The organism is Hydrotalea sp. GW822-HT8A01 (assembly GCF_058798575.1).
In genome coordinates this window covers 471572-496821 of the sequence record NZ_CM179506.1, presented here as the reverse complement: position 1 = coordinate 496821, position 25250 = coordinate 471572, and the positions used below count along the sequence as shown (strand labels likewise).

The following is a 25250-nucleotide window of genomic DNA, read 5'->3' as shown; positions in this document are numbered from 1 at the left end:
TTGTTGCGTAATGGCAAATGTAAAACTTTCGGCCGCAGAATTAGAACTGGTTACCAACATACCGTTTATTTTAACAAAGAACCGCATTATTGCTGCTGCCAATGCGGTATTGGGTCAGGCATGCAGTCACTATCTAATTTTATTGCAACAGGCGAAAGATATTCCCGCTGCGGTAAAACAAATTTCGCCTAAGATATACAATGGCGAAAATTATCAGGGATTGCCCTGGGTAATGCTCGATTATCCGCGTTATTTTACCCGGGAAGCTGAGTTAGCCATTCGCAGTTATTTTTGGTGGGGTCACTATTTTAGCATTACGCTGCAAATAAGTGGATTATTTATTGAAATGTTTGCGGCTAAATTACAACAATTAGCTGTAGTGCAAACCGATTGGTTGCTATTGACAGCCGAAGACAAATGGCAACATGTAATTGATAACAGCAATACTACACCGTTAGCTAATATTACATGTAGCGCTTTAATGGAGAAGCCATTTATAAAAGTAGTTAAAAAAATACCTCTTCAGCAGTGGGCAGAAGCCCCCGCTTTTTTTCAGGATTCTTTCGAAGCGTTGATGAAAAATGTGTTCAATTAGCTGCCTAAGCGGTGAAATAACTCTTTAATCTGGTATTCCCAAAGGCGGCTTTGGTCTTTAATTTCATTCTTCTCAGCAAAATCTTTTACCACTAAAATGGTTTGGTTCGAAATTTCTGTTTTTTCAATCCTGAATTCAAAATATTCATTTTTCTCGCTATGCAGCCAGTGAAAGCGGATAAACTTATCCTGCTCTTTTTCCATAATTTTGGCTTTATCGGGTGTGCCGCCGTTCCAGCTAAAACTATATACGCCATCCCATTCATCCACTTTGTCTGCAAACCATTCCTGCAAACCGGCTGGGGTACTTAAAAACTCATATAAAATACCTGGCGAGCATCTTACGGGGAATTCAATTGTAAATAACTGTTTTTTGCTCATTTCAAATGCTTTACTAACTACTTTGTGGGCTGCAATAATATTAAATTATACATACCCTCCAAATGTTTTTTTTAAAACAGTAAGTTTATTGGATTTATATTCCGGTTTAAACCTACTGAAATAGGGCTTTTAGCGGTTTAAATTCTTCATAATATATTTTTTGGGAGATATGCTTTAAATAAATTAAATTGCTATTTGAAAAATTTATCCGCTCCTCCACCAAAACCAACTTCTTCTATCTAACACAAAACAACCACTGCTATGAGTATGCGTCAACTCAAAATTGCTAAATCCATCACCAATCGGGAGAGCCAGAGTTTAGAGAAGTACTTGCAGGAAATTGGGAAGGTAGAATTAATTTCACCCGAAGAAGAGGTGAAATTAGCTATTCGAATCAAAAACCACGATCAGGCTGCTTTAGAAAAATTAGTCAAAGCCAACCTGCGTTTTGTTGTATCGGTAGCCAAGCAATATCAAAATCAGGGGCTAACACTACCCGATTTAATTAATGAAGGGAACCTTGGTTTAATGAAAGCCGCCCTTCGTTTTGATGAAACCCGTGGATTCAAATTTATTTCGTATGCCGTTTGGTGGATACGCCAAAGCATTCTACAGGCATTGGCCGAACAAAGCCGTATTGTGCGTTTACCTTTAAATAAAGTTGGCCTTACCAACCGCATTGGGCGTGCCATTCAACAACTAGAACAGGAAAATGAAAGAGAGCCTACCCTTGAAGAGTTGGCAGAATTATTAGAAACCGACCTTTCTGAAATTAATGCCGCTATGCAGGTAAATGCCCGCCACATTAGTGTAGATACCCCTTTGGGCGATGGAGAAGATAATACCCTGCTCGATATTATGTACAACCCAAATGCTGAAAGAACCGATATGGCGGTTGAGCATTATGAATCATTAAAAAAAGAAGTAGAGCGCAGCCTTAAAACGTTAACCGAAAGGCAGAAAGAAGTAGTCTGTTATTTTTTTGGAATAGGTACGGAAGAGTCGTTGAGCCTGGAGGATATTGGTGCCCGTTTTAATTTAACCCGTGAAAGAGTGCGGCAAATTAAAGATAAAGCCATTAATAAGTTAAGAAGTACCAGCCGCTGCAAGCATTTAAAGGTTTATCTGGGTTAAAAACACAGTTGCCATTATATTTGCAGCATCAAATTAAAAAGTGAACCGGTAAGTTCACTTTTTTAATGATAAACAGACCATTAATTGATGTATTATGTTTAATTCACTGAGTGAAAAATTAGAATCCGCATTTAAAAATCTAAAAGGCCAGGCACGTATTACCGAGCTGAATGTTGCCAATACGGTGAAAGATATTCGCAGGGCATTGATTGATGCAGATGTGAACTTTAAAATTGCCAAAGAATTTACAGATAAAGTAAAAGAAAAAACCATTGGCGAAAAGGTAATTAATGCCGTTAGTCCTGGGCAGTTAATGGTAAAAATTGTGCAGGATGAATTAACTGAATTAATGGGCGGCACAGCGGCTGAATTTTCAGTAACTGGCAACCCCGCCATTATTTTAATTGCAGGCTTACAGGGAAGTGGTAAAACTACTTTTACAGGCAAGCTGGCCAATTATTTAAAAAACCAAAAAGGTAAATCGCCCATGGTGGTAGCGGCAGATATTTACCGACCGGCTGCTATTGACCAGTTAACTGTTTTAGCCGAACAGGTAGGAGTACCTGTTTATGCAGAACGCGAAAACAAAGATGCCGTAAGCATTGTGCAAAATGCGTTAAAGTCCGCCAAAGCACAGAACAAAAATGTGGTGATTATTGATACGGCAGGCCGTTTGGCCATTGATGAAGTAATGATGACCGAAGTGGCCAATATTAAACAAGCGGTAAATCCATCTGAAATTTTATTTGTGGTAGATGCCATGACCGGACAGGATGCGGTAAATACAGCTAAAGCCTTCAACGACCGGCTCGATTTTACCGGCGTGGTATTAACCAAATTAGATGGCGATACCCGCGGTGGGGCGGCACTTTCTATTAAATACACCGTGCAGAAGCCCATTAAATTTATGAGCAGCGGCGAAAAAATGGATACACTCGATGTGTTTTATCCTGACCGTATGGCACAGCGTATTTTGGGGATGGGTGATATTGCTTCATTAGTAGAAAAAGCACGGGAGCAATTTGATGAAGAACGTGCCAGAAAGCTGGAAAAAAAAATCAGGAAAAACCAATTTGATTTTCAGGATTTCTTAGAACAACTGCAGCAAATTAAAAAAATGGGTAACCTGAAAGATTTGATGGGCATGATACCCGGTGTAGGTAAAGCCATTAAAGATGTAGATATTAATGATGATGCGTTTAAAGGAATTGAAGCCATTATTCATTCCATGACACCCGAAGAAAGGTCTAATCCCGATTTAATTGACCAACGAAGAAAATTGCGTATTGCCAAAGGCAGCGGAAAAGATATTCAGGAAGTAAACGCCTTCATGAAGCAATTTGAACAAATGAAAAAAATGATGGGCGCCATGAATAAATTACCCATAGGGGGCAGAATGCCGGGGTTCAGGCGATAAATGTCAAAAAAAACGAGCAAGGCTCATAATTTTGTATTAAATATCAAAAACAAAACAGCTAAAGTTGGAGGGAAAGCAATCCTTTATTATTTTCGCCGTCCAAATAAAATTGAAACCCTATTTATTAACGCCTTTAAATGTCTATTTAACATGGCAGTAAAAATGAGATTACAAAGACACGGCAGTAAAAAACGCCCATTTTACTTTATAGTAGTGGCCGATGCCCGTGCACCCAGAGATGGTAAATTCATCCAAAAACTGGGCACTTACAATCCTTTAACCGTACCGGCAACCATTCAATTAGATCGTCAGAAAGCTTTAGACTGGTTACATAAAGGTGCACAACCTACCGACACAGTAAGAAGGATTCTTTCCTTTAAAGGGGTATTGTACCTGAAGCATTTGTTGCGTGGTGTTTCCCTGGGATTATTTGATGATGCAACGGCTATGACCAAATTTCAGGCATGGCACGATGAACATGAAGCCCAGTTAAAACGCAGAGGCGAATCGCACAAGCAACAAAAACGCCAGCGTCAGGAGTACAAACCTGTTGTTAAAAAGGTAGAAGAACAACCTGCTGAAGGCGGTTCAGAAGCGTAGTAAGCCTGCACAAAAAAATGTAGCCCCGTTAACCATAAACCCGTTAACAGGGCTTTTTAATTTTCTGCCTTTTCATTCTTTTAACTACATAGTTTTGTGTAAACCCATTGGACGCATGGCTATTCAACAATATATTCATATCGGTAAAATTGTGGCCACTTTTGGCACTAACGGACAGGTAATTGTGCAGCATGTACTGGGGAAAAAAACGGCATTGAAAGGCATTAAGGCCATTTTTATAGAACAAAATAAAAACAGTTACCTGCCTTATTTTGTAGAAACCGCCAAACCCAAAAACACCGAAGAAACTTTTGTACAATTAGAAGGGGTAGGCAGTAAAGAAGCAGCGCACCGTTTTTTAAACAAAAATGTATGGTTGCCTGAGGCAGATGCCATTGCATTAATGGATGTGAATGCACCCATTGCTTTATTGGGATATACCATTGTAGAAAAGCAAAAAACATTGGGTACCATAGAGGAAGTAATAACGCAACCACATCAGGTATTGGTACGCATTTCCATTGAAGGCAAAGAGGTACTTATTCCCCTGCATGAAGATACCCTTCAGAAAATAGACCGTAAAAGAAAAGAAGTTTGGGTAAACCTGCCCGAAGGTTTGTTAGCAATATATCTGTAAATCCATGGAAAATAATGATTATCCTCTGTTTCGCTTTACCATTACGGTAACAGCAGCACATTTAGACCATTTAAACCATGTAAACAATGTGGTGTATGTGCAATGGTTACAGGATGCTGCTTATAACCACTGGATGCAAAAAGTACCCGAAGCCTTGCACCGCGAAGTATTATGGGTAGTACGCCGCCATGAAATAGATTACTTATCCGGCGCTTTTTTAGGTGATGAATTAGAAATAACTACCTGGCCCGGCGAACATACCGGCGTAACCTGGCAACGCCATTATACCATTGTGCGCTTGCGCGATAACCAAACCATTATTAAAGCCACCAGTATTTGGGCATTGGTACACCGTGCTAATTTTCGCCCGAGGCGAATTGATGCGGCTATTTTGCAGGTGTTGCGGTAGGAAAATGTATTTAGATTAATCTATATACAAAAGGGTGGCTGACTTTTGATCCACCCATAACAAACTTCATGAAAGGCTTAATATTTTATAATTTTTTTTATGATTCTTTTGTTTTATCTGTTATTTCTATCAAATACATACCGGAGGCAAACCCATTCATATTGAAAGTATTCAGGGTGTTTACTTTTTGAATGCTTTGTAAGGTTTTGCCCGAAAAATCCATTAAATGAATCTGTGCATGAGCTCTATCAATGCTGTCTGCAGGTATGGCTACATAGAGTAAATTTTTTGCAGGATTTGGAAATACTGCAAATTTTTCAAGGCTTTCATCCATTGCAATTCCTGATTGTACATTGCGCAGGCTCAGAGTACCGGCACAGCCATTAGAAGATTGAAAGCGATACCGTAAGTTGTTGGTACCACAAGCGTTGGTAGCATAGATGGGGAAAATACCCCATTGGTTAATATCTGTAAAATAAAAACGCAGGTTATTACCCGTTTGGCTCCAGGGTATGGAAGCAGAAGATAAGGAAGGCGTATCCCACAGCACCGTAGCACCCGGTGAAACTGCCATGTTAGTTGTTATATATTGCAAGTAACAGGCATCATTATAATCTGTTTGAAAACGGCTATAAGGTTTTAATGGCTCACTGGAATTGGTGGGCGAATTGTACCAGCCCTGAATAGTGGGGGTGCCAACTGTAATACTTTTTGATATTGACTGACCATTAGTAAAGGTTGCAGTAATTATACCACTTCCATTGCTTAAGCCTGAGACAGTTAAACTATATGAAGTTGAAGAGATTATCTGCAAATTTGAAGATACCGACCATGTTGGAGTGCTTGGCACGTCACATGAATTTATATTAAAATTTTTGTTAGATGATATGCATACATAAGAATCTCCATTTATTACATTAAACTTTATAGGATACCATGGTGCTTGTGGTACACCATCTAATTCTTTTAATAACCAATTGACACTTTCACAATCGAAACTGGTGTGTTGTGTATTGTAGTCATAGCCAAAATAGCTATCAAAAGGAGTTTCATTGCTACAAACCAAATTTCTGTTTAAAGGCTGGCTCCAATCTTGGTCCGGATTTTTTATACCCAATGCTGAGAAGGAAGGAATAAAAGAATGAACTAAACCATTTGTTCTTGATTCCCAATTAATCTTTAACCACTCAAAACTTGGCCAACCTGAGTTCCAAATTGCATGAACATTTGTACCTAATATAGCTGAATGTAGAAGATCCCAAGCCGGAAAACAACCTCCTGGAATAACATCCATACTGCCTCTTGAATTCATATTTGTAATAGTTTGATTATATCCTGAACTAGTACTTAAAAATCTAAACTTACGGCTTATCATCCCAGAACTACCATAGGAGGGTAAGTTATATGCTTCTAAAGCAGCCACCAAATTATCCCACCAAAAAGTATGTATAAAGCCTCTTACATTCAGTCTTTGATCACTCTGAATTCCAAAATCTCCGCTAACAGTTCCATTGATTGCAAAAGTTTTTTTACCAGATAAGGAACCATTTACTAATGCAATTTTTCTTAAATTAACAGGATATCCATTAGAATTGGGTAACCCATTATTGAAAGTGTTATTATAATATTGTTGGTAGAATGGTGAACCTATATTCATTGAAAAACCTTGCGTTATTGTTCGTCCGTTCATATTCGCAGAAGAATAGTCAGGCGTTTGTAATTCAATTAATTGTTGTTTTGCAGCGGCAGAGCCTAACCAATTGTTGTAAAAATCTGCTGCTTTTGGAGCATCATCTTTAAGTTGATATACTAAGCTTTGTGCACCATAAGGTATGTTAGCTCCTAAATGCGGGCTATCAATACTTATCCATAAACGGGTATGATGCAACCATTGGGCATTATTAGTTTCAGCATATTTTTTTTCCATATAAGCTAAGGCATAACGGGAAATTTGCCCGCCCATGCTAGGGCCTGCAATTACCAATTGCTCATTAATACCTGCAGATTGTAATCTTCCATTGAGCATTTGTATAAGTGCAACCATATTCATTGCGTTACGTTCTATATAATCTGCCCCGCCATCTATTTTTTGTCCGTTATATGTGTATTCTGGGTAATTAACAATTACAACATCATAACCTTTTGCTCTTAACACTGCAATTAAATTTGTATCAACACCATTACAATTTGTGTACTTCATGATGTCTTCTATTGAATGGTCGATGTCTTTCGTATAAGGGTGGTCACTTGAATAGTCTTTTTCTTGTATTTTTCTTATATCTCCAGGATCAAAACCATCGGAAATAATAATTGGCTTAAGTAAGGTGGGCTGTGTATTGCCATTATTGTTATGATAAAAAATACGGTATTGCAACTGACCATAAACAGGTGTTGTTTCGCTATAGCCCTGAAAAGCAATATTGGCTGTTAATGTGCCATCTTCTATTAAAGGGTCAAACCCATTAACAGTGAGTATGGGTATTACTATTGCGTACAAATTGCCATAAGTTGTATGTGTACTACCATCGCTATATGTAGCTGTAAAACTTAATACTTTATAACCCGTTTGTGTATAGGATACATTCACTGAGTTAGCTATAAAACTTCCATTAGCAATGATACTGTGCTGAATCCCATCGCCTAAATCTGCGGTTAAACTTGTTATGGTTTGGGTACCATTACTAAAAAACAAATCATTTCTAAAATTAAAAGTAAAATTTTGACCAGTAATACCATTTTTTAAAGGAGCGATTATTAATGTATGCAATTGCAAAAATGGCGGCTTACCTGCTATGGAGTAAAATTGATTGTTACTTAATGTTAACCCACCTGCGGAAGGGTTATTGGCATTATAATTTAAGATTGAAAATTGGGTATTTATGATACCAATATCAACTACTGAAGTTTGGGTTGCGTCGGTATATCGCTGGCGTAAAGTTGTATAAGGAATAAATTTTTGCTGATTACTGGCACGATATAATTCGCTGAAAGCCTGTTCAAAGTATCCTAATGTAGCAGTATCGAAAGCCTGATTATAATTGTATAAGTTAGCGAAAGGTATCACTCGTTCATATATTATTCCACTGGTTACCGAAGACTGGTTAACATTGGTAAGCATGGCATCCAAATCGGATGTTTGGGATAGGATAGGATTGTTGAACATGGTAAGCATAAATATTACCATAGATACAGTTAGTAACTTTTTCATAACTTGCATAGGTTTTAATTGTAAATAATCGGGTTGATTGTTTTTAATTATTATCGAAGGAGGCAGATGGCAGTCTGCCTCTGTTTTTTAAAATTTTTTATATCGTATTGTTGTCCAGTTTATATCAAAGCGTCCGTTAGTAATACTAATTGTATCTGTTCCATTTTTTTCACATAACTTTCCATAAAATGTACCAGATATAATGTGTTTTAATGCATCATAGTTTGTTATAGTTATTTTACCTGAACTATCATATGAGCCATAATAAATCCAAATATTTTTATTATAATCAAACGCCCTACAATAAATGTGGTTCTCATAATACACAGGAAATCCTGTTACAGCATTTTCATATGTGGTTTGCTTCCAGTTATAATCTCCAGATTTAAGTTGCTGTACATTTTGCAAATGTATCATCATACTATTGATTGGCTTCCCATCTTGATAGTTCCCTACATAAAATTCGATCCAATCGGAACCGAAGATTACACTTACACCTTCTTTTCCGAACGGAGTAGACCAAGTCGGATTACCATTTTTTGGTAATGATGCTATATTATTTACTAAACACCCAAAAGTATTAGCCCCGGTATCGGTTATCGGTGGTAATAAACTTAACTGGTTTACACTTTTTTTGCAGCTAATTATTGCAAAACATGCAGTTATAATTACAATGGAAAGGAGTTGTATTGATTTCATAAGTAAGGTTTTAAGCTTTCGCTATAAAAATATAATTAATTTTCTGTAATACATATCAATTTTAAATGGTTTTTAATAAATTTAATATTAGCCACCCTCTTGCATCAAATAGCATAAAGTGGCAAAAGGTATAAATTTTTGCTGATTACTTCCCGTTCGTTACAGAAGTCTGATTTACATTGGTAAGCATGACATCCAAATCGGATGTTTGGGATTGAATAGGATTATTGAACATGGTAAGCATAAATATTACCATAGATACAGTTAGTAACTTTTTCATAACTTGCATGGATTTTAATTGTAAATAATCGGGTTGATTGTTTTTAATTATTATTGAAGGAGGCAGATGGCAGTCTGCCTCCTGTTTTTATTGATTAAGGAAACTTTTTATCTGCTACGGTTTTCCAATTAATATCGAATCTTCCATTGTCTACAGTAATTGTATCGTTACCAAAGCGTTGCTTCAACTTCCCATTAAATGTTCCTGAAATGATATTATTTACAGTATCAAATTTTGTTATAGAGGTTGAACCCGAACCAACGTAAGAACCATACCATTCATATTTGTTTGTTTTTGGGTTGATAAAAACACCATATAGCTGGCTATTAAATAATGGAAAAACTTCGCTTCCATATTCTGTTTGTTTCCATTCATAATTGGTTACTCCATTGTTAAAAATATTAAATAGATACAAGCAAATAAAAGTAGCTGGGGAGTTAGATCCCCCTCCCGTTTTTATCCTAACTTCTTCCCTAAATTCAGTATAAAGAGCAGGAAGTGGAAAAGGATTATTCCATGTTGGCACCCCACTTTTGGGTAGCATAGCTACCCCATTTACCAGGCACCCAAAAGTATTAGCCCCGGTATTGGTTATCGGTGGTAATAAACTTAACTGGTTTACACTTTTTTTGCAACTAATTATTGCAAAACATGCAGTTGTAATTGCAATGAAGAAAATTTGTATAGTTTTCATAAGCTGGTTTTAGATTTTGTTTTAAAAATAAAAACTGCATTTTATAATGCATAACAATTTTAAATGTTTTTTAATTATTTTAATATTGGATAGTATATTGTCTGTTTTCTCTGTTCAGTAGGAAGCAAAATTGTAGTCTGGTACTGCTTTGTTTCTAAATAGTTGTCTAAGTTTAAAAAATCAATTCCATAATCCCTTAGTAAACCGGTGGTAATGGGTGTTTTGTTTATATTGGCAAATACATCATTTATTTTGCCATCATATTGTGTAGTGTCATAAGTTTGTAACAATCGTTTATTCAATATCTCTATACAATGATTAACTGATAATACTGTATATTTTACTGCTTTATTTTTTTTAATAATGTAACAAAATTGCTTTTTATTGATTCTTTCAATTATTCAATAAGAAACACATCGTGCAGGCATTTTAAATATTTAAGGTAGGATGAAATTACCCTGTTCCCACTTTCTCCTGCCATCTACGTAATTTAGCAGTTGTTTATGTTATGCATCAGCCTCAGCGTTATATTGCCCATTTTGATTTAGACTCATTTTTTGTGAGTGTGGAAGTCATTAAAAATCCTGCACTGCAACATCTGCCTGTTTTGGTGGGGGGTAGTAATGCAAGAGGGGTAGTGGCTGCCTGCAGTTATGCAGCTCGTAAATTTGGTATACATAGCGCCATGCCCATGAAGCGTGCTTTACAGCTTTGCCCCCAGGCAATTGTGTTGCCAGGTTCTTATAAAGAGTACAGCCGCTTTTCTAATCGGGTTACCAATATCATTGCCCAAGCAGCACCTGCCTTTCAGAAAGCTAGTATTGATGAGTTTTATATTGATTTAACGGGGATGGATGCCTTTTTTAATCCATTGCAATGGACCATTGATTTGCGGCAGCAAATAATGGCTGCCACCGGTTTGCCTATTTCTTTTGGGTTAGCTACAACCAAACTCATTGCCAAAATTGCTACTGATGAAGCTAAACCTAACGGATACCTGTTTGTGCAGCCCGGTAAGGAAAAAGATTTTTTAGCGTCCCTTCCTGTTCAAAAAATTCCGGGTGTAGGTAAACATACTTTGCCTGTTTTGCAGCAAATGGGTATTCATTTCATTGAAGATATATTGCAGTTTACACCACAACATTTAGAACAAAAGTTGGGTAAATGGGGGCAAACCCTTTACCACATTGCTACAGGTAGTTACGATTCGCCTTTGGAAACGGCGCGTGAAGCCAAATCTATTTCTACCGAACAAACTTTTGCTGCCAATACCACTGATAAGGCTTTTTTGGAACAAAAACTGGTACAAATGACCGAAAAAGTGGCTTATGAATTAAGACAGGATGCTCAGTTTACCGGTTGCCTTGCCGTTAAAATACGTTATGCCGATTTTACTACTACTTCTAAACAAACTACCATACCGCTTACGTTTTGTGATGATGAATTGATACCGGTGGCTAAACAACTGTTTCAACAATTGCATCAACCTAACCTTCCTGTTCGGCTTTTGGGCGTGCGCTTAAGTGCTTTAAGTTTACACGGACAAGCACCTGATTTGTTTAATCAAACCCATACAAAGGCCAACTTATACAAAGCAATTGATGCCGTAAAAAACAAATATGGTACCTTTGCACTGCAAAAAGGAAGAAGCCTGTAAAGTTAAATTTTGATGAAGTGTACATTTATTAATCTACTGAATTGATAGAGTATTTATCTTTGCGCTTTCTTTTTCACCCAAATTGATTTGTTAACCATTAAAAATATCGTTTTATGAGCTTACGTTTAGGCGACACAGTTCCCAATTTCAAAGCAAAAACTTCTATTGGCGACATTGATTTTTATGAATACCTGGGAGATAGCTGGGGTATTTTATTTTCACATCCTGCGGATTACACACCTGTTTGTACAACCGAATTGGGAAAAACGGCGTTATTGAAAGCAGAATTTGATAAGCGGAATACAAAAGTATTGGCTTTAAGTGTTGATGATGTGGAAAGCCACAAAAAATGGATAAGCGATATTGACGAAACACAGCATACCCATGTTGATTTCCCGATTATTGCGGATGAAGATAAAAAAGTGGCTACATTATTTGATATGATTCATCCCAATGCTTCTGAAACACATACCGTTCGTTCATTATTTATTATTGGACCTGATAAAAAATTAAAATTATTTATCACTTATCCGGCCTCTACCGGCCGCAACTTTAATGAAGTATTGCGTGTGTTGGATTCATTGCAATTAACTGCAAAATATAGTGTGGCAACACCTGCAAACTGGAATCCCGGTGAAGATGTAATTATTGGTTTGGGAATTAAAACAGAAGATGCACCTGCTAAATTTCCTAAAGGTGTAAAAGTGGTAAAACCTTATTTGCGTTATACCCCACAGCCTGATAAAGACTAATACCTTTTTTCATCATACTTGTAATAAGGCCCTGTTTATTCAGGGCTTTTTTTGTGGGGTTACTACTTTAATTCCTTAACTTAACCCCTTTAAACAAACAAATTGATATGAAAAAAATGCTACTCCTGACACTGCTATTTTATCAAATGGCGGCTGCCCAAAAAACCATTATTTACTGCGGCAAATTAATTGATGTAAATAAATTATCGGTACAGCAAGACATGTCCGTTATTGTGCAAGGCGATACAGTTGCCGATATTCAAAAAGGTTACGTAAATGCCGCTGCTAATGATAAAGTAATTGATTTGAAAAAATATACCGTTATGCCCGGTTTAATTGATGCGCATGTGCACTTGGAAAGTCAAACCAGTCCTGATGCCATGATGAAACGATTAACTCAAAACCCTGCCGATATTGCTTTTCAGGCAGCCGTGTATGCCAAAACAACATTAATGGCAGGCTTTACCACTGTGCGTGATGTAGGCGGCAGTGGCGTAAATATTGCGTTGCGTAATGCGGTTAATAAAGGTTTGGTGATTGGCCCCCGGATTTTTACGGCCGGCTCTATTATATCTACTACCGGTGGTCATGGGGACCCTACCAACGGATTAAGAGAAGATTTAATGATGATGCCACAATTGAATGAAAATGTGGTAAATGGCGATGATGAATGCCGAAAAGCCGTTCGGCAGCATTACAAAGACGGCGCCGATTTAATTAAAATAACAGCTACCGGTGGTGTATTAAGCCTGGAAAAAGATGGTGCCGGTGCACAGTTTACAGAAGATGAAATTAAAACCATTGTAGAAACAGCGAAAGATTATGGTATGCGGGTAGCTGCACATGCACATGGCCCTGAAGGCATGAAGCGGGCTGTATTGGCAGGTGTAACTTCTATTGAGCATGGAACATACATGACGCCTGAAATAATGGAACTAATGAAGGAACGAGGTACTTATTTAGTGCCTACCATTATTGCCGGTATATCAGTAGCCGATTCAGCCACTAAAATGCCCGGATATTTTCCACCGATTATTCGTGCAAAAGCCATTCAAATAGGTTCGGTTATTCAGGCTACTTTTGCAAAAGCATACAAAGCCGGTGTAAAAATTGCTTTTGGTACGGATGCCGGTGTGTACAACCACGGAAAAAACTGGATGGAATTTGGTTATATGCACGAAGCAGGTATGCCTGTTTTAGAATGTATTAAAGCCGCTACCGTTAGTGCTGCCGATTTAATTGGGGATACTAAAATTGGCAGCCTTGAAAAAGGAAAAATGGCCGATGTAGTGGCGGTATATGGCGACCCTGTGCAGGATGTGAATGTAATGGGCAAGGTTGTATTTGTGATGAAATCAGGTAAAGTGTACAAATCAGAATAAGCAGGTAATATTTTTTATACAACGGAATGCCATGATGCGACAACGGCATTCCGTTTTTTTAAATACCCAGAACAGTTTTTAAGCGCGTATAGCCGGTTTTGCTCACAGGTAATTGCTGGCCGGTGCTTAATATGGCAGCATAATTTTCTTTTTCGTATAATTCAATTTTGGTTATGAGCTGCAGGTTTACAATATAAGAGCGGTGTATTCTGGCAAATTGCTGCTGAGAAAGAGTTTGCTCAAAATACTGCATGGTTTTTTTCTTTAAATAATATCCTTCTTTAGTTACTATTTTTACGTAATCATCAGCCGCTTCTAAATAGTGTACTTGTGTAACCGGTATAATTTTTATTTTTGTTCCATCCTTTACTACAATCCGATTGGTTTCCTGTGGTGTAGGTGCCAATGTTTCTAACAATATGCTTGTATTGGTGTTGGCATTATGGCTTAGTACTTTCTGAATGGCTTTATCAAACCGTTCGCGGCTAAAAGGTTTCAATAAATAATCAATTGCATTTTGTTCAAAAGCTTTAATGGCATATTCTTCAAAGGCAGTTGTAAAAATAATGGCAGCATTCGTTTCTACTAATTCCAATAATTCAAACCCGGTTATTTTGGGCATTTGTATATCTAAGAACAATAAATCGGGCTGGTATTGCTGTATTTGTTTAGCTGCTTCAAAGCCGTCGCCACATTCGGCTTGTAAATGAATAGAAGGATAATGTTGCAAGTACTCTTTGATAATACTGCGTGCCAGTGGCTCATCATCTATTATAATACAATTCATGGGTTTAGTTCGTTGTATTTATTTTAAGTTGTGGAATCAACAAAGTTGTACTAAAGGTGGTCTCAGTTTTTTCAATGGTTAATAAATCATTTCGTCCAAATAACAGCCAGAGTCTTCGTTTCACTGCCGATATTCCAAAGCCTGTTCCGGGCAAAGTTACAGCTGTGCTGGCATCATAGGGATTTTGAATTGTAATAATTAACTGGCCATTTTCATTTATTGCTTGTATGTTAATGGTAACCTCACCAATGGTATCATATAACCCGAATTTAATCGCATTTTCAACCAAGGGTTGCAATAACAATGAGGGAAGTGTTAACGGTAAGGCATTGCTGTTTGCCTGAATATTGGTTAACATTCTATACCCAAAACGTACCTGTTCAATAGAAAGATACAAACCAATATAGGATAATTCTTCTTCTAATGTATTCCAATGGTCTTCTTTACGCAATGTGCCTCTCAAAAACTCAGACAATTGTTGTATCATTTCTCTGGCTTTTTCAGGTTGTACAGTAGTTAATGCGCTAATGGAATTTAAACTATTAAATAAAAAATGGGGTTGCAATTGTTGGCGCAATTTAGATAGTTCTGCTTCTTTGGCTAATTCAGCAATACTCTGCTGTTGGGTTTCTGTTTTTAACCAATCTATTTGTGTGTACCAAATTAAACCGGCTAATGTAATGCAGCCCATCATCAAGAACCCAAATGCAAAGCGCAATAATAAGGTAGTTTTTAGTAATTGTATATAAGCTGCATTACCGGCAAAAATATGCTTTAGTATGAATTGTATCACGATGACCCATGCTACGCTTAATACAAAGCTTACTACAATAATGTACCAGTATTTTTCTTTTTTGGGTAAATAGTATCGTAGGTTATTGATCACCAACCAACAACAGGCAAACAACAAAATATTTCCTACAATGCTATCTGTAATAGCGATTGCGGAACTTATTCCGGTTATTAATAAAATGTTCCATTGCAATATTATCCAAACCAGCCACCAGAAAATGAGTGCTGGTACATTTCCTTTGCCGTGTAAAAAAGATTGGGTCACTATATTAGTAAATGGTTTGTGTTTGTAATGAATTGGCTTCTACAACTTGTACTGCTTTTTTGTGGGTAATATATAAATAGTTTTCTGCATTATCAACTTCTTTAATACAGGAGGCAATTTCAATTCCATCTGTCGGCGATTGAATATCGTATAAAGCCGTAATGGCAATAAACTGCCACTGCACCGGCTGTTGGTGAATGTTCATAAAACAATCTTCTTCTGCTTTACCCAATACAATAGCCTTTTGTAAAGCTTCTTGTTGGTGAGTGGCATAAAACAATCTGATTTGTTCATCAAATTGCGGCGTATGGTTTCCATTTCCACAAACAATTCTGAAAACCATTTTTGCAATATAGCAGTTCATGTGGTTCTGTTTGAAAGATATATAATATAAAATAACTCAATGGTTTATTTAGCTATTCACCTATTCTCCATTCATCAACGACAACATTCTGTTCAGCACTTCACTGCTGTTTGTTGTAAATAGCTCTTATTTGTTGATATGCTTCATTTGTAGCGCTGTAATGGTTTGTTTAACTGCTTCCTGATTAGAAGTTGGTGTATAATTGAAATACCTGTTAAATTTAGAACTGTCAAAATAATAATCCCTGTCATATTGATAACACATTTCACTCAACTCTCTTAATATTGGGATGAACATACCCAGTGTTTGAATGCCCCATTTGGGTAATACCTGGTATTGATGTTTTGCATGCATCTCTTCTGCAAATAATTGAATCCATTCTTCGCCGGTAATTTTTTGCGTATCTGTAGGCAGGTTCCAAATTTGATTGTAAGCAGACGGCATATTACCCAATAAGGCTGTTCCTTTGCCTAAATCAGGTGTATAACCCATGCTGTGTATTACTTTGGCATTGCATACCCATTGTGCTTTCTTCCCTAATTTTAAATTTTTGTACACCATTGTCATGAGAATACTTTTCTGAATAACGCTGCCAAAAAAATCAGGAGCACGGGCAATGATGGCATCTAAGTTTTTACTTTCTATACTATTGAGAATCAGTTTGTCTACTTCAGCCCTTACCTTACCTTTTTTACTGGTAGGACTAATAGGCGATGCTTCAGTAATGTGGTTTACATAGTCTCCGCCAATGGCGTATACGTTATCAAAGAAAACTAATTTGCAGCGGTGTTGTGCACAAGCATCTATCACGTTTTTAACTAATGGGGGCCACATCTGTTGCCAAATTTTGGTATTGTATTCGAGGCCAATTAACAAATAAACAATAACACTGCCTTCTACGGCTTTAAATACTTCTTCCCGGTTGAAAAGATTGGCTGCTAACAATTCATCTGTTTCATTTACTTTTTTTGGGTTCCTTCCTACTAATCTAATATCTGGAGTGAATTTTGGCAATTCTTTTGCCAGTTCTATACCAATGGCCCCACCGGCACCTAAAATAGTTTGTTTCATTTTATTGATTTGTTGAATTCATTTATAGTCGGATGTTTATGTTTAATGTGAATGTTACCCTATGGCTGCACCGTCAGTAACTCCTGATTTCAATACCTGCAAATACGGCAGATCCTTTTAAAATGAGTACTTTATTAGGTGTATCTGAAATGATGGTATTTTGATTACGTTTATCATCTACACCATGAAATACGCCATCCATTTCGTTTTTAACAGTCCAGCTTTTCGGCACAATCAATTTCACACCCCCAAAAACTGATTCTATTTGCAGGCAGGCCGGTTCTTGCATGTCGGCTTGTGTACAATCTATTTCAACACCGCCAAATACACAGTTAATTTTACCGCCTGAAAATTTTTTTGAAATAACACTGCGTTGCACACCACTAAAAATTGAATTAATGGTTAAGAAATCTTCTTCGCTGGTAATTGGTGTTGGCGTATCGGCGATTGTACTTTTATAATTTTGCTCATACCGGAATCTTCTACCACATCCGTGATTGATTTTTTTAGGTTTTACAATAAAAATAATACCTAAGCCAATTAAAAAGGCAGGCCATAGATATTGATGAAATGTAGCATTAGCTAATTGCTGATCAATTAGAAAAAAGCTACCAATACCAACTAGAATAATCCAGGAAAAATTTTGGAATCGATGTTTAATACCCGATAAGATGCCAATAGCAATCAGTAACATTGGCCAGGAAAAAATCCAGTCAGGGATGGGATAACCCATTTTGTTAGCCAATAACAATAATCCGCCAATAATAAAGAAGATGCCCATGTAGAGCCGGTTGCTTTTGTGTTCGTATGGATGATTCATCATGTTTTTTTTATTGATGAGTCAAAGCTAAATACTTTCATCCCATACGAAAATAGTAGTTAGGTATTTGGAGGTAATTGGGCGGTAAATGCCTGAAAAACATAGGTAGATGAATGAAAATACTGTTAATTTCATTCATTCAATGAAGTTCTTGTACCAGAATTAATTTTTATTCTTTAGTATCATCAAATAAAAATAGGTTACGCAGCAAAAGTTAATTAAAAAATACTACTAATAAAATAAAATAATCCTGCAATAGCAATGATTAAACTACCCCACCATAAAATACTTTTTTTAGTAAGAATAGAAATTGCAGAAATAGCAATTGCTACTTGAAATAATGTAACAGCTCTGGCCAATAACATATGTTTGGCAAGGTGCGCCTCACTACTTTCCTCAAAAGAACTTGCTTTAGCTTTTATAGCATTGCTTTCCTGTAAGGTTTCATCTGCTGTTTTGTGGCTTGTAATTGAAGTAGTTGATTCTAGTTTTCTAATTTCGGCTTTAATTGTTTTTGCCTGATAGTAAGCCCATTGGTCGGAGGCCTTTATTTGGTCAATCATGGCCTCATTGGAATGATGGCCAGCCAGTAAACTGGATATTGCTGCCAGTACTGCCATTAATGCCGTTGATATAGCAATATACATTGAAAAATGCGAAGGTTCTTTTTCGTTGAGTTCTTCTACTTTTTCTTTGATGGTTTCATGCAAATGCTCGGTAGGTACTTCTATCTCATCCATAATAGATAGTATGTTTAAAATTACTTTTGACAAATTGTATTTGTGCAATACACCTGTTCAAAATTACTGTAATGTTTATTATACGGAATCGTTTATTTTGCCTTATAGGATTAATAATTGATTAAAGTACAATGTCCATTCTTTTAAAAACAAAGATATGCGGAAAATTCTATTTGTTTTCATTTTTCTAACAATGGCATATGCTGGCACTATAGGCTGTCAGCAACCCCAAAATAATCAGTCAAAACCACACTATAAAGGTATTTTAAAACTGAAAAAAGATGCCGGGTTTAATTCTAATCCCAAAATCATTCGTTATTCACGTCATGCCAGATGCAGAATGGAATGCAGGCATATTACAGAGAATGAGATAGGTGAAATAATACATAATGGTAAAATTGATTACCGTAAAAGCCAGTTACAAGCCGATAATTGCCAAAAGCGTTATGCTTTAGAAGGGAATACAAACGAAAACCAATACCTGCGGGTAATAGTAGCCGAATGTGGTGATGTGTTAACCGTTATTACCTGTATTGATTTAAAAGAGGATTGGCCCTGCAGCTGCCACTAACGGTATATCCTTGATGTATTAACATAAGTTTAATAAGGCCTTGAATTACCTGCCACTAATTATTACAATTTTCGTTGCTAATTTTTCCTGTCCAATTAACTGGTCGCGTATCAATACTAAGTAAACGCCACTGGCTACTTTTTCGCCTTTATAATTTAATCCGTTCCAAACGGCTTGTCCGCCCAATGCTTGTGTTTGATATACCAATCTGCCCGATAAATCAGCAATTTTCACCAATGCATTTTCGGAAACCCCTCTTATGGCAATGGTTCCGGAATAGCCGGGAGGAACTGGATTTGGAAACACTAATACACTATCGTTGGTAGTAGTACCTTCTGTTGCAGTGCTTCTATAGCTTACAATACCCGTAAAGGTGCTGATGAATACTTCGCCGGTATTGGGATTAATTACTAATTTTTGAACATTATTATCTGGCAAGGGTGAATTGGATGCAGTAAAATGCTGAATAATTTTATCGCCTTCGGCTGAAACCAGCCATACACCATTATTAGTGCCTACCCACTTTCTGTTAGCGCCATCAACAGCAATACATTTTACTTGTTGGCCTTGAAACAAATAACCCGCAAAAAGGTCTTGTTGAATAACGGGCCAAACGGCATCGCAAGGTTGTTGAAAATAATTGGTAGCACATTGTATTACTCCAATGCCATTATCGGTACCAATCCAGATAAATCCGTTTTTATCTTTTGCCAGGCAATACACATTATTACCGGGTAAGTTTCCTTTGCCAATACCGGTTTGTAACAATTGCCATTGGTCATCATTGGTAGCATCAATACTATTTCCATAATTATAACAAAGCAAACCGTTGTTTTTGGGGCTTATTATCCATAACTGATTGGCATCATCTACCACAATTTGGCTCAGTGCATTTTCTGCTAAAGTAAAAGGAACCGAAAAACCTTTAAAATTGCCATCTGCTTTTAAAACCTGTAAATTTTGTGCAGCACCATAGTTGCTTATCCATAAATTATGTTGCGTATCAAAAGCCAAACCGCTAATGCGGTAACTACCAGGGTCGCCAATTGTGGGTTGTAGGGTGGAGTTGCTTTGCTTATATATTTGAATATTGTTTCCATTTATGTGCACCAACCCGCCACCGTAACTGCCTGCCCAAATACTTCCATCTTTATTATCAGTGGCTAAAGTAATAAAGTCGAGTGTGGTATCTAAAACCGCATTAGTATATGCACCCACATCACTCCATATACCATCTTTCAAAAAATAAATACCATTTCGGTTATATTGATAATTCCAGGCATCGTTAACACTGCCGGCAGCTACATATAATGTTTGTTGGGTAATAACCATATCGCCACTGGCAGGCCCTAATGGGCCATTGGGAACATACCGTTGATAACTGTTATTACTAAAGGCCGATAATCCTCCATAATAATCTGCAATCCAGGTAGTATTATTAGCAATAATCGCATCCTTCGGAAAGGATACTACGTTGGGTACTGCAATGGTATTGATTATATTTGCATTTGCTGCTAAAGTAATTACCCTGCTATTACCTGAAGCCGTTCTTTGGCAAATTAACAGGTTATTACCCGATGCTTCCATTTTAGTAATTGGCCAATTATTATCAGCATACCACAATACCCAGTTATTGTTGTTCCATACGTAAATGGTATTTTGTAATTGTGCATAAAGTAAACCATTGGCAACAACTATATTGTTTACGGTACCGGCTGGCAAGCCATTGGTGCCACTCATGTTTGACCAGTTGCTGTAATTGGCTAAGTTAGTGCCAGCAGCCGGTGCTGTTTTTAAACCCTCATCGGTAGCAGCATACAACTGATTGTTAGATTGAATACAGGCATTGATGTTTATTTGATTGCCATTGCTGCCAATTATCCAAGTATCTTTTATGTCGTAGTTCTGCAGGTTAACCACAACAATGCCCAGCCCGGTTGATAAATAAGCAAAACCGGCATTGCAGTATATAGAATGAATGGTTTTATTGCCGCTGATATTGCTTCTTTGAATATCGCTGATGTTGGTAACGATACTTCCTTTTAGTACATCTATATTGCTGCTGTTATAGGCAATTACCAATTGCTGTGTAAGGTCATCCCATCCAATTGTACTTACACCCATATCGTTAAGGCCGGTTACTTTACTATATCTTTCTATTTCATTGTTGGCATCAATGCTAAAAACATTATTGGTTGTTGCACAATACAATTTATCACCCTGTACTACTGCTGTTGCATTTTTGTAATTAAAATGCTCCCGCCAATAGCCAATGGGTTGTAAGCTGCTTTGTGCCAAGCTTTGTATGCAGTATAAACATAACAGCCAACACCATTGTAAACGTTTTATGTAGAATGCGTTACTGTATAACATGCTTTAAAAGTAAAAGAGTATCAATTGTTTTCTTTTTGTATATAATGTTGAATGGTAAAGAAATTGACAATCCACAAAATTCCTAAAAATAATACTGCTGTGGTAAAGGTATATACCGAAAGCATATTGCTGATGAACATATATTGTTGTTGCAGCCAACCGGCAACGGCATATTGCAGTATGCCAATAATCAATACTGCACCTGTAATAATAAAAATATTGGGAGGAAAAAAACGGTGCATTAAAAACTGCCTTAATTGTTTTGGTGCTGCACCCAAGGTAATGAGCAATTGTATTTCATTCTTACAAGATGCAATGGTTAATTGAATAAACAATGAAAAGATGAGTAGTGCAAACAGTAATAAAATGATACCGGTAATCCAACTAATGCGCACCACCATATTTACAATTTGCCGGTATTTGCTAAAGCGGGTTTTATCGGCATCAGTAGTGAGTTGGTGTGCTTTTAAATATTGCACCAATGCAGGATTTCCGGGGTCTTTGGTACGAATTACCACTCTGGATGGTTGCAACACATTGTCGGTGGCATATTGTGAGTTAGCCCATTGCATAAATGATTCCGGAACCAGTAATGAAGTAATTCTATCGCTAAATCCAACTACTTTTCCTTTTAATGATACCATGCCATTGGGTGTTTGAATATTCACTTTAAACACAATCATTTTTACAATTTCCTGTGTTATCTGCGGCAGGTTTTGTGAAAGTGAAAATTGAAAATTATAAAAATCGAGAAATAAGTTTGGCGCAATTATAGGTATAATATCTTCTCCGGGTGCCCAATGCCATTGAGAACTGTCTACATCAATAAATGCTGCAGGTACACTTTCAAATGAAATATCGGTATAAAACGGAAACTGGCTGCTATAGCTTTGTATAGAGGCTTTGAAGCGGCTGGGCGTTAAAATACCTACTGCATCAACAAAAGGTTGTTTTTTAAAATCATCAATGGCTGAAGCCGATAAAGTGGTATTGCCATAATTGGCGTTGGTGAGTTGTTTATTTACTACTAAAAAGTTGGCTACACTATCCTGGTTGCTTTTACTGTGCAATAAATCGTTGTAATTGGCTTGTAACTGTACTGCAGATAAAATGAGTAACAGCGCAGCAGATAGCCCGATAATAGCCAGCAACAAACGTAATCTGCCCGATGCGGTTTTAATGATTTTTTTTAATATGCTATTCCATTCTTTCACTACAGTTGTAAAGTTTGGTGGTATGAAAAATGTGCATCTTCATCTAAATCGGTTAATATAAAACCGGCATTTCTTTTGGTACATTCTTCGGCAATCAGTACAGCGGCTTTTGCAGTGTTTTCACGGTCAAGGTGACTAAAAGGTTCATCCATCAATAACCAGTTAAAAGGTTGCATCAGTGCACGAATAATTGCAATTCGTTGTTGTTCTCCATAACTACAAATGCCTGTCCGTTGGTTTAAAATTTTACTAATCCCTAATTCTTTTGCCATTTCATCAATGATGTAAGAAGGATAATAGGGTTGATACATAACCCTTTTTAATTCAATATTTTCACGGGCGGTAATATTTGGGAATAGGCGCAGGTCCTGGAATATAATACTGATGTTTTGTTGGCGCAGAATAGCTAATTCCGCTGCATTGTATTGTTTTTGTTCCTGTTTGTTCCAGTAAATACTTCCTTCATAATCGTTACGCAGGTGGTACAATAAATGAATAAAAGTGGTTTTGCCTGTACCACTGGGTGCTTTTATTTTAATAAAATGACCGGATGCAAATTCCACATCTTGTAACCAAATATCGCTGTTACGCTTTTGTAGATTTGATTTTAATGGAACAGGAACCAGGTTTTCAATATGTAAGTGCATCATGTTGTTGCTTCAAATTACAGGCTGCCCAATCTGGAAGAAAAAGGAACATTGAAAATAGATTCATTGGTATCGCCGTCATTATTTTTTCTGGCATTCCTGTTTTTTTGCATTTGTTTAGAAATGTAGGGAAATAGTTGCAGTATGCTTACTAAACTGTTTTGCGATTCATTCTGCATACGCAGTACATAACTGCCTGATGTATTTGTGCCATTAAAGGGTACTCCTTTAATAATTACATCTTTAAAAGTGTGGTGAATAAGCGTGTTTGAAGCACTGCTGTCGGTGGCAATAACATCAATAATTTTTTCAATATCGCTATACACAAATGTATGGCTACCTTTCATTTGCTGTAAAATGTTATCGTTAAAAGCAACCGGTGCATTGTTGTTATTATAGGTAACCAATAAGGCAGTATCGTTGGTAATGATCATGTTTTTATCGTCAGTGAATAACGTTAAGTTTATGGCCCCCATTATTTTACCTGCTTTATAGGTTTTATTTTCTTTTACTACCCAGCCGGCTTCAGCAACTTTGTTCATAATAGTATGAAAGCTGGAAGGATTGCCAATTGGCATATTTATCAAAAATTTACCCCACTTGTGTATATCGGTTTTGTAACTTTTTAAATTCAGGTCAGAAATTACTAAAGCCATATCGCCCGTAAAGGCGTTGTAAATTGTTGATGAGGGTATACCAGTTTTGTCTAAAAACCCATCTACTAACGGTGCCACATCTAGCTCTTGTAAAACGCCATTAATAATTTGTGGATTAAATGCCATTAGCATCGCAAAATCAATATTTTTTGAAGGATAATGTTCAATCAGTTGTGTATTTACCTTGCCGCTTTTATAGGTTTCTAAAATTGCTTTTACCAGTTTGTTGGGATAAAAATTAGTATTGGCTACAATTTTTCCTTTTTCAAAATTAAAAGTACCGGTCGTAATATTGTTATTGAGTAAATCGTTTAATTTGGGCAATTGCAACATGCCGGTATTAAAAGTATTTAGTGCATTGGTAGTGGTGCTGTAAAAATAGCCATCAGAAGGGGTTTTAAATAAATTCTGAACCAATGGTATTGCACTCATAGATGTGCCTGTACTTTCCGTATAATAGCGGTTTACTTCTTTTTTTAATTCATTAACCTTGCTAATTATGTCAGGTTCTTTTACCCGCATAATGCTGTCAGGAAATAACCCTTTGGGTTGTTCTGTGTAATCTTGCAGCGTAACTATCGCATTTTCTTTATTCCATGAAACAATACCGTTGCCATCCCATTGTATAAAAGCATAATTTTTTTCATGGTGTATATCTCTTCCTTTCAAATAATCAATACCGGTTAAGTAAGCCGAGAGCTTACCGCTGTCGGTAATTCCCATAATTAAGCTTATAAAATTGCTGTACGATTTGTTGGCATATACTTTTGTAGTTTTAAAAAGTATTACCCGGCTATTCCAGTTAATGCCCGCCTTCTTCAGTTGTTGATATTGTTGTAACAAATTGGTATTGCCTGTATCTGTTTTAATCAGTTTTTGAATAACCGAGTCAACTGAAATGCCTGCTGTTTCTAATTTGTTGTGTATTTGTTGGGTGTTTATGCACATAATGGTAGATGCATCATTGGGTATGAGTTTTAACTCTTTGGGTGTTTTAGAAGAGCAGGCGGCCAGCAGGCTAATGCCCAGTAGCACAATGCAATAGGAAAAAATATGACGTTGCATGAAGTGTATTTTATAATATGGTTGTAAAAATGTGGTAATTT

At 36.9% G+C, this 25250-nt stretch carries 25 protein-coding genes; 10 read left to right on the top strand and 15 right to left on the bottom strand.

Translation table 11 applies throughout. The features are described 5' to 3' along the window. Positions 1-10: 10 nt before the first annotated feature. Positions 11-595 carry a hypothetical protein gene (locus AC3QLY_RS02165; protein WP_218331472.1) on the top strand — a complete coding sequence of 195 codons (585 nt, stop codon included), beginning with the start codon at positions 11-13 and terminating at the stop codon, positions 593-595. Here the strand turns inward: AC3QLY_RS02165 and AC3QLY_RS02160 are convergent. Beyond that, entirely contained in the window at positions 592-975 is a 384-nt protein-coding gene (locus AC3QLY_RS02160; protein ID WP_074417433.1) for an START-like domain-containing protein, read from the bottom strand. The two genes, AC3QLY_RS02165 and AC3QLY_RS02160, sit on opposite strands and share 4 nt — an antisense overlap. A 261-nt stretch (positions 976-1236) precedes the next feature. Here AC3QLY_RS02160 and AC3QLY_RS02155 point away from each other — a divergent pair, with 261 nt between their 5' ends. The 5 genes from AC3QLY_RS02155 to AC3QLY_RS02135 all read left to right on the top strand — a co-directional run bounded on the left by AC3QLY_RS02155 (position 1237) and on the right by AC3QLY_RS02135 (position 5172). After that, positions 1237-2109, top strand: coding sequence for a sigma-70 family RNA polymerase sigma factor (locus tag AC3QLY_RS02155; RefSeq protein WP_218058103.1), 873 nt, complete (start codon positions 1237-1239; stop codon positions 2107-2109). Between the two features lie 94 nt (positions 2110-2203). Next, positions 2204-3526, top strand: a complete 1323-nt coding sequence (gene ffh / locus AC3QLY_RS02150) for a signal recognition particle protein (RefSeq protein WP_492990447.1) — start codon at positions 2204-2206, stop codon at positions 3524-3526. A 150-nt stretch (positions 3527-3676) separates the two neighbouring features. Further along, positions 3677-4126 (top strand): 30S ribosomal protein S16, encoded by a 450-nt coding sequence (gene rpsP, locus AC3QLY_RS02145; protein WP_074417431.1) that lies wholly within the window; start codon positions 3677-3679, stop codon positions 4124-4126. A gap of 115 nt (positions 4127-4241) precedes the next feature. Continuing rightward, positions 4242-4763, top strand: coding sequence for a ribosome maturation factor RimM (gene rimM / locus AC3QLY_RS02140; protein WP_074417430.1), 522 nt, complete (start codon positions 4242-4244; stop codon positions 4761-4763). A 4-nt stretch (positions 4764-4767) separates the two neighbouring features. Next, positions 4768-5172, top strand: coding sequence for an acyl-CoA thioesterase (locus AC3QLY_RS02135; protein WP_074417429.1), 405 nt, complete (start codon positions 4768-4770; stop codon positions 5170-5172). A 97-nt stretch (positions 5173-5269) separates the two neighbouring features. Here AC3QLY_RS02135 and AC3QLY_RS02130 read toward each other — a convergent pair whose 3' ends face one another. From AC3QLY_RS02130 to AC3QLY_RS02115, 4 genes are all read right to left on the bottom strand, one after another. Beyond that, positions 5270-8380 (bottom strand): T9SS type A sorting domain-containing protein, encoded by a 3111-nt coding sequence (locus AC3QLY_RS02130; protein ID WP_176712960.1) that lies wholly within the window; start codon positions 8378-8380, stop codon positions 5270-5272. An 87-nt stretch (positions 8381-8467) separates the two neighbouring features. Next, a complete protein-coding gene (locus tag AC3QLY_RS02125) occupies positions 8468-9079 on the bottom strand; it encodes a Riean_0653 family protein (protein ID WP_074417427.1) in 612 nt (203 codons plus the stop codon). Positions 9080-9453: 374 nt separating this feature from the next. Beyond that, positions 9454-10053 carry a Riean_0653 family protein gene (locus AC3QLY_RS02120; protein ID WP_074417426.1) on the bottom strand — a complete coding sequence of 200 codons (600 nt, stop codon included), beginning with the start codon at positions 10051-10053 and terminating at the stop codon, positions 9454-9456. 74 nt (positions 10054-10127) lie between these two features. Then, positions 10128-10343: a hypothetical protein gene (locus AC3QLY_RS02115; protein WP_074417425.1), complete on the bottom strand. Its 216-nt coding sequence runs from the start codon at positions 10341-10343 to the stop codon at positions 10128-10130. A 218-nt stretch (positions 10344-10561) separates the two neighbouring features. On the opposite strand from AC3QLY_RS02115, the gene dinB reads away from it, so the two are divergent. The 3 genes from dinB to AC3QLY_RS02100 all read left to right on the top strand — a co-directional run bounded on the left by dinB (position 10562) and on the right by AC3QLY_RS02100 (position 13844). Continuing rightward, positions 10562-11710: a DNA polymerase IV gene (gene dinB / locus AC3QLY_RS02110; protein ID WP_492990443.1), complete on the top strand. Its 1149-nt coding sequence runs from the start codon at positions 10562-10564 to the stop codon at positions 11708-11710. A 113-nt stretch (positions 11711-11823) separates the two neighbouring features. Beyond that, complete coding sequence (locus tag AC3QLY_RS02105; RefSeq protein ID WP_218331466.1) at positions 11824-12462, top strand: peroxiredoxin; 639 nt, start codon at positions 11824-11826, stop codon at positions 12460-12462. Positions 12463-12569: 107 nt separating this feature from the next. Further along, entirely contained in the window at positions 12570-13844 is a 1275-nt protein-coding gene (locus tag AC3QLY_RS02100; RefSeq protein WP_492990441.1) for a metal-dependent hydrolase family protein, read from the top strand. A 58-nt stretch (positions 13845-13902) separates the two neighbouring features. Here AC3QLY_RS02100 and AC3QLY_RS02095 read toward each other — a convergent pair whose 3' ends face one another. The 6 genes from AC3QLY_RS02095 to AC3QLY_RS02070 form a co-directional block, all read right to left on the bottom strand. Beyond that, positions 13903-14631: a LytR/AlgR family response regulator transcription factor gene (locus AC3QLY_RS02095; protein ID WP_288095870.1), complete on the bottom strand. Its 729-nt coding sequence runs from the start codon at positions 14629-14631 to the stop codon at positions 13903-13905. A gap of 4 nt (positions 14632-14635) precedes the next feature. Next, positions 14636-15688: a sensor histidine kinase gene (locus tag AC3QLY_RS02090; RefSeq protein WP_218331463.1), complete on the bottom strand. Its 1053-nt coding sequence runs from the start codon at positions 15686-15688 to the stop codon at positions 14636-14638. Positions 15689-15692: 4 nt separating this feature from the next. After that, a complete protein-coding gene (locus tag AC3QLY_RS02085) occupies positions 15693-16052 on the bottom strand; it encodes a DUF4288 domain-containing protein (protein ID WP_074419240.1) in 360 nt (119 codons plus the stop codon). 126 nt (positions 16053-16178) lie between these two features. After that, a complete protein-coding gene (locus tag AC3QLY_RS02080) occupies positions 16179-17123 on the bottom strand; it encodes an NAD-dependent epimerase/dehydratase family protein (RefSeq protein ID WP_218331462.1) in 945 nt (314 codons plus the stop codon). Positions 17124-17196: 73 nt separating this feature from the next. After that, the gene (locus tag AC3QLY_RS02075) at positions 17197-17946 is read right to left on the bottom strand and encodes a LiaF transmembrane domain-containing protein (protein WP_218331461.1); all 750 of its coding nucleotides are present in this window, start codon (positions 17944-17946) and stop codon (positions 17197-17199) included. 215 nt (positions 17947-18161) lie between these two features. Then, on the bottom strand, positions 18162-18716 hold the full coding sequence (locus AC3QLY_RS02070) for a DUF4337 domain-containing protein (protein WP_218331460.1): 555 nt from the start codon (positions 18714-18716) through the stop codon (positions 18162-18164). A gap of 124 nt (positions 18717-18840) precedes the next feature. Between AC3QLY_RS02070 and AC3QLY_RS02065 the strand changes: the two genes are divergently transcribed. Then, positions 18841-19254: a DUF4258 domain-containing protein gene (locus tag AC3QLY_RS02065; protein ID WP_492990437.1), complete on the top strand. Its 414-nt coding sequence runs from the start codon at positions 18841-18843 to the stop codon at positions 19252-19254. 45 nt (positions 19255-19299) lie between these two features. On the opposite strand, the gene porZ is transcribed toward AC3QLY_RS02065, so the two are convergent. From porZ to AC3QLY_RS02045, 4 genes are read right to left on the bottom strand one after another with little or no spacing between them, the layout of a single operon-like run. Next, a complete protein-coding gene (gene porZ, locus AC3QLY_RS02060; RefSeq protein WP_218331458.1) occupies positions 19300-21627 on the bottom strand; it encodes a type IX secretion system anionic LPS delivery protein PorZ in 2328 nt (775 codons plus the stop codon). Positions 21628-21647: 20 nt separating this feature from the next. After that, positions 21648-22841, bottom strand: coding sequence for a hypothetical protein (locus AC3QLY_RS02055; RefSeq protein ID WP_074419234.1), 1194 nt, complete (start codon positions 22839-22841; stop codon positions 21648-21650). Further along, positions 22841-23491: an ATP-binding cassette domain-containing protein gene (locus AC3QLY_RS02050; RefSeq protein ID WP_228733230.1), complete on the bottom strand. Its 651-nt coding sequence runs from the start codon at positions 23489-23491 to the stop codon at positions 22841-22843. Before AC3QLY_RS02050 ends, AC3QLY_RS02055 begins: the two co-directional genes overlap by 1 nt. Positions 23492-23505: 14 nt before the next feature. Then, positions 23506-25209: a DUF4836 family protein gene (locus tag AC3QLY_RS02045; RefSeq protein WP_074418511.1), complete on the bottom strand. Its 1704-nt coding sequence runs from the start codon at positions 25207-25209 to the stop codon at positions 23506-23508. Positions 25210-25250: the final 41 nt, after the last annotated feature.

What these genes read in the sequence shown, in the direction of transcription:
- dinB (WP_492990443.1), top strand. Translation starts at nt 10,562, where the DNA reads ATGCATCAGCCTCAGCGTTATATTGCCCATTTTGATTTAGACTCATTT.
- AC3QLY_RS02075 (WP_218331461.1), bottom strand. Translation starts at nt 17,946, where the DNA reads ATGATGAATCATCCATACGAACACAAAAGCAACCGGCTCTACATGGGC.
- AC3QLY_RS02080 (WP_218331462.1), bottom strand. Translation starts at nt 17,123, where the DNA reads ATGAAACAAACTATTTTAGGTGCCGGTGGGGCCATTGGTATAGAACTG.
- AC3QLY_RS02095 (WP_288095870.1), bottom strand. Translation starts at nt 14,631, where the DNA reads ATGAATTGTATTATAATAGATGATGAGCCACTGGCACGCAGTATTATC.
- AC3QLY_RS02130 (WP_176712960.1), bottom strand. Translation starts at nt 8,380, where the DNA reads ATGAAAAAGTTACTAACTGTATCTATGGTAATATTTATGCTTACCATG.
- AC3QLY_RS02105 (WP_218331466.1), top strand. Translation starts at nt 11,824, where the DNA reads ATGAGCTTACGTTTAGGCGACACAGTTCCCAATTTCAAAGCAAAAACT.
- AC3QLY_RS02125 (WP_074417427.1), bottom strand. Translation starts at nt 9,079, where the DNA reads ATGAAATCAATACAACTCCTTTCCATTGTAATTATAACTGCATGTTTT.
- porZ (WP_218331458.1), bottom strand. Translation starts at nt 21,627, where the DNA reads ATGTTATACAGTAACGCATTCTACATAAAACGTTTACAATGGTGTTGG.
- AC3QLY_RS02065 (WP_492990437.1), top strand. Translation starts at nt 18,841, where the DNA reads ATGCGGAAAATTCTATTTGTTTTCATTTTTCTAACAATGGCATATGCT.
- AC3QLY_RS02100 (WP_492990441.1), top strand. Translation starts at nt 12,570, where the DNA reads ATGAAAAAAATGCTACTCCTGACACTGCTATTTTATCAAATGGCGGCT.
- AC3QLY_RS02085 (WP_074419240.1), bottom strand. Translation starts at nt 16,052, where the DNA reads ATGAACTGCTATATTGCAAAAATGGTTTTCAGAATTGTTTGTGGAAAT.
- AC3QLY_RS02165 (WP_218331472.1), top strand. Translation starts at nt 11, where the DNA reads ATGGCAAATGTAAAACTTTCGGCCGCAGAATTAGAACTGGTTACCAAC.
- AC3QLY_RS02135 (WP_074417429.1), top strand. Translation starts at nt 4,768, where the DNA reads ATGGAAAATAATGATTATCCTCTGTTTCGCTTTACCATTACGGTAACA.
- rpsP (WP_074417431.1), top strand. Translation starts at nt 3,677, where the DNA reads ATGGCAGTAAAAATGAGATTACAAAGACACGGCAGTAAAAAACGCCCA.
- AC3QLY_RS02120 (WP_074417426.1), bottom strand. Translation starts at nt 10,053, where the DNA reads ATGAAAACTATACAAATTTTCTTCATTGCAATTACAACTGCATGTTTT.
- AC3QLY_RS02160 (WP_074417433.1), bottom strand. Translation starts at nt 975, where the DNA reads ATGAGCAAAAAACAGTTATTTACAATTGAATTCCCCGTAAGATGCTCG.
- rimM (WP_074417430.1), top strand. Translation starts at nt 4,242, where the DNA reads ATGGCTATTCAACAATATATTCATATCGGTAAAATTGTGGCCACTTTT.
- AC3QLY_RS02155 (WP_218058103.1), top strand. Translation starts at nt 1,237, where the DNA reads ATGAGTATGCGTCAACTCAAAATTGCTAAATCCATCACCAATCGGGAG.
- AC3QLY_RS02050 (WP_228733230.1), bottom strand. Translation starts at nt 23,491, where the DNA reads ATGATGCACTTACATATTGAAAACCTGGTTCCTGTTCCATTAAAATCA.
- AC3QLY_RS02045 (WP_074418511.1), bottom strand. Translation starts at nt 25,209, where the DNA reads ATGCAACGTCATATTTTTTCCTATTGCATTGTGCTACTGGGCATTAGC.
- ffh (WP_492990447.1), top strand. Translation starts at nt 2,204, where the DNA reads ATGTTTAATTCACTGAGTGAAAAATTAGAATCCGCATTTAAAAATCTA.